A 3,667-nucleotide genomic window follows, 5' to 3' on the forward strand; every position below is an offset into this window, starting at 1 on the left:
CCCCCTCTGTCTCTCTATGCCCGACTCTTCCATTCCTCCTAGATTCCCCTAGACACCCTTAGCCAGCCCTGCCTCCGACCGCAGCAAATCCAGCAACTCCTCACGCCGCTTGTCTGCCGCGACCAACCCCCGAGCCGCGAACCAGCCAGAAATGTTCTGCACGTCCCGCTCCAGCAACTGCGCGCCCCGCGGATTGACCACGACATCGACCACCTGCGGCAGATCGATCAGCACGAGCCGCCCGTCGTGAACCAGCACGTTGTACGCCGACAAGTCGCCGTGCGTGAACCCGGCCCGCGCGAGCGAGGCCAGCCCGTCAACCAACTGCTCCCATAGGTCAAGCAGTTCGTCACCGTCCGGCCGTACCTGCGCCAACCGGGGCGCGGCGCCCCCGTCGGCGTCCCCGATGAACTCAAGCAGCAAATCAGTCCCGACCCGCTCCATCGGATACGGAACCGGAGCCCCCGCCGCCCACAACCCGCACAACGCGGAAAACTCCGCCGCCGCCCACTGCTCAGCGATCAGCTTGAGCCCGAACGCGGTCCGGTTCGTAATCGCGCGCTCCACCCGCGACTCCTTGACCCGCCGCCCCTCAAGGTACCCGGCGTCACGATGAAAGAGCCGATGCTCCGCGCTGCGATATCGCTTCTCAGCGAGCAAAACGTGCCGTGCAGTTCCCGGCACTGTCCGCTCGATGAGGTGAACCTCGGCCTCCTTGCCCGTCTTCACCACGCCCAACCACATGTCGACGGCGCCCTCCTCGGTAATCACCCACGAGGGATAAGGCTCCGGCCCAAGCTCCCCCTGCCCCCAGGTAGACCAGCGATCAGCGCCGTCCGGCAGCGGCAGCCCGTCATCGGCCTCCGAGCGAGCAACTGCCAACCGCGCCCGCTCCAGATCGGTAAGCCGCCCCCGCCGCATCACCGGCCTGCCAGCCTCAGCGTCCTCGTCGAAGCGCCACTTGCGCTTCCCCCGTCTAGGCGAGCCACCAGAGGAGCTCGCGTCGTAAGAATCACCATCAAAGTCGAACGACCGCATGCGCACTGAAAAGTCTCCAAACAAAGCGAAAGAACGATTTCCGCTTCACCGGAGCAGCCGCGCGCAGCAAAAAAGCAATGAGCAGCCCAAAAAAATCAAACGCTCATGCTGGCGCCTAAACCCTCAAACTGCGCAGCTCAGAACCAAAGCGAAGCGGCAGGACAAAACAGGGCCGAGCCCAGAACAACGACCTTGGACACAAGCCACCTCCTCCGCTTCCGCAGCACGCGACGCCAAGCACCGCGAGCCACCACAATCCGCTACGAACGACCGCGAGGCACCAACCCCGCCGCGCAACGCCCCGAGTCTGACGCGTGCCCCCTCACCCCGCAACTGCTTTTCCCCAACAGCCCCCACCGCAGGCAACTAGCCAACCGAGGCCCCTACACGCCCCATCCCCTGCACCACCTACTTCCGCAACGTGCACTCAGCACGCACTCAACGCACACTCGACGTACACCACCCCCACCGGCGATCGCTAGTGCCGTCCTCCTCGCCCTCGGACTAACGGTTTGCTGACCCACCCCCCGCACCATGTACACTCAACGGGTCGGCCAGCCGTGGACCCAAATCCCCGATGGCAGCGCCCAGCGCTCGTAGCTCAATGGATAGAGCATTTGACTACGGATCAAAAGGTTGGGGGTTCGAATCCCTCCGAGCGCGCATTTCAACCAATGTATCCCCGCAGGTGGGGAGTCTGGGACTTTCTCAACTATGTGACGTCGCGAGACCGCGTGACACCAGCGGTATCACAAATGTCACAATCGCTTTTTGGATCTTCTTTAAAGCTGAGTGCTTGCAGCCGAGCGCGTCACGCGCCCCTGTCAGGTTTTCCGCTCGTGTGTACGTAGGTCGTGTACGTGAACAACGCGTCGGTGTGTCTGAGGCACGATGTGGCTAGGTGGCCGGGCGCTCCGACCCGCGCTATGCGGGAATGAATCGGCCGCGTAGGGACGCCCATCCGACGGCGGCGGCTCAAGCAGGAAGTCGCGAAGTATCGTGGCGAATCGGTCTGGGCTGTCGACCATCGGAGAGTGTCCGGCGCCGGCGATCTCGACGTACCCGCTGTCGGCGACGCCATTCAGTAATCGTCTTACGTCAAGCATCGTACTGGCGCATCGTTCTCGCCGCGGACTATCAGGGTCTTGGCGCAGATGCTCGGGAGCCGGGACGTGAGGTCGAGTCGCCATGCTTGCTTGAGCGTGGTGGTGGCAAACGCACGATTCGCTGCGACGACGGTGTCGATATAGCAGCTATTAAGTGCTCTTGAGCGGTTGCGCAGTACGCCGCATGAGATAGGCGTCGGTACCGATCAGCGTCGGCGTGCGAGCTGCCGTAGCAGATGACCAGGATGCCGCTGATGTTCGTGCGCCAACTGAGCGACGAAGCCGCATGCTGCTTGCATCCGGTACCTAGGTACGGGTTTACCGTCGAAGACGTCCCTGCCTGAAGGCGTGACGATGACGGAGTGATCAGAGTGATCAGGATGAGCGTTCTGGACTGGGTGTCGGCCTCGTGCTCGCTGCCTACCGAGCAGCGGCCGCTGCGGGTCGCGGAATGGGACGCGCTGATCACCGAGCGGCTGGAGCGGACGTCACGGCCCGGACCCTTGCGGTTACGCCTGGAGCTCACTGGCGGAGATGGCACCGAGGAACGGGTGCGCGACCTTGCGCAGCGGGAGAGCGGCTGCTGCTCGTTCTTCGACTTCACCGTCGCTGCGGGCCGGGACGCCGTCGTACTGGACGTCACCGTGGACGCGGTACACGTGGCTGTCCTGGACTCTCTGGAACGGCGGGCTGTCGCGGCGGCTGGCGGGCCGCAGTGAGTGAGGGCCTGCGCACCGGGCAGGTTGCCGAGGCGGCCGGGGTGAACATCCAGACCATGCGCTACTACGAGCGACGCGGTCTGCTCCCGGAGCCCGGCCGCAGCCCGGGCGGGCACCGCCTCTACGACGACCAGGCGGTTACAGTGCTGCGGGTGATCAAGGCCGCGCAGCGGCTCGGCTTTACCCTGGACGAGGTCGCCGAACTGCTGGAGACCGGACGTCATCGCCACGGCCGCCCGGTTCCCGGCCTACAACAGCGCGCACAGGCCAAGCTCGCCGAGGTCGACGCGAAGATCGCCGACCTGACCGCCATCCGCACCGCCCTGGCCGCGGCCGTAGAGGCTGGCTGCGACGACCTGACCGTTTGCGCAGGCATCACCTGCTGCCCTGTCCCGTTCACCCATCTTGCCGAGGAGAACCGGCATACCGGTCCCTGCGGCTGACGCCCGACCGGCTCACGCTCTGACGATCTTGGGCCCCTGGTCGGTCTGGCCTGCGTGGTGTGCTGCCTGCTGCGAGTGCGGCCAGGGTCGTCGGCGCGGGCGCCGGAAACCGAGGACGAGGACGAGGACCCACTGCGGATCACCAGGGCCGTTCGCTGGTAGGGCTGACGTCTACGACCATTTGTGATTTGTCGTACTGGGTCAGCGGTGGGCCATGCGAGCGATGATCAGGTAGGCGCCGAGGGCTGCCAGGGCGAGTGCGGCGAGGCGTTCGGCGTTCTCACGCAGGCGCTCGCCGGCCTTTGCGCCGAGGGTGAGGCCGAGCCAGGCGGCCAGAAAGGCTTGCAGGGCGATGGCGGCG

Annotated in this window: 3 protein-coding genes and 1 tRNA gene; 3 read left to right on the forward strand and 1 reads right to left on the reverse strand. The window is 65.3% G+C overall.

The genetic code is table 11. The features are described from left to right. Positions 1 to 48: 48 nt before the first annotated feature. Entirely contained in the window at positions 49 to 1,038 is a 990-nt protein-coding gene (locus VGS97_RS01920; protein WP_326851400.1) for a serine protein kinase RIO, read from the reverse strand. A 590-nt stretch (positions 1,039 to 1,628) separates the two neighbouring features. On the opposite strand from VGS97_RS01920, the gene VGS97_RS01925 reads away from it, so the two are divergent. From VGS97_RS01925 to VGS97_RS01935, 3 genes are all read left to right on the forward strand, one after another. After that, positions 1,629 to 1,701 (forward strand) — tRNA-Arg (locus VGS97_RS01925). 823 nt (positions 1,702 to 2,524) lie between these two features. Next, positions 2,525 to 2,863, forward strand: a complete 339-nt coding sequence (locus VGS97_RS01930; RefSeq protein WP_326851401.1) for a hypothetical protein — start codon at positions 2,525 to 2,527, stop codon at positions 2,861 to 2,863. Further along, complete coding sequence (locus VGS97_RS01935) at positions 2,860 to 3,306, forward strand: MerR family transcriptional regulator (protein ID WP_326851402.1); 447 nt, start codon at positions 2,860 to 2,862, stop codon at positions 3,304 to 3,306. The genes VGS97_RS01930 and VGS97_RS01935 overlap by 4 nt, the downstream gene beginning before the upstream one ends. Positions 3,307 to 3,667: the final 361 nt, after the last annotated feature.

It is taken from the genome of Actinocrinis sp. (assembly GCF_035946395.1).
Taxonomy (GTDB): Bacteria; Actinomycetota; Actinomycetes; order Streptomycetales; family Catenulisporaceae; genus Actinocrinis.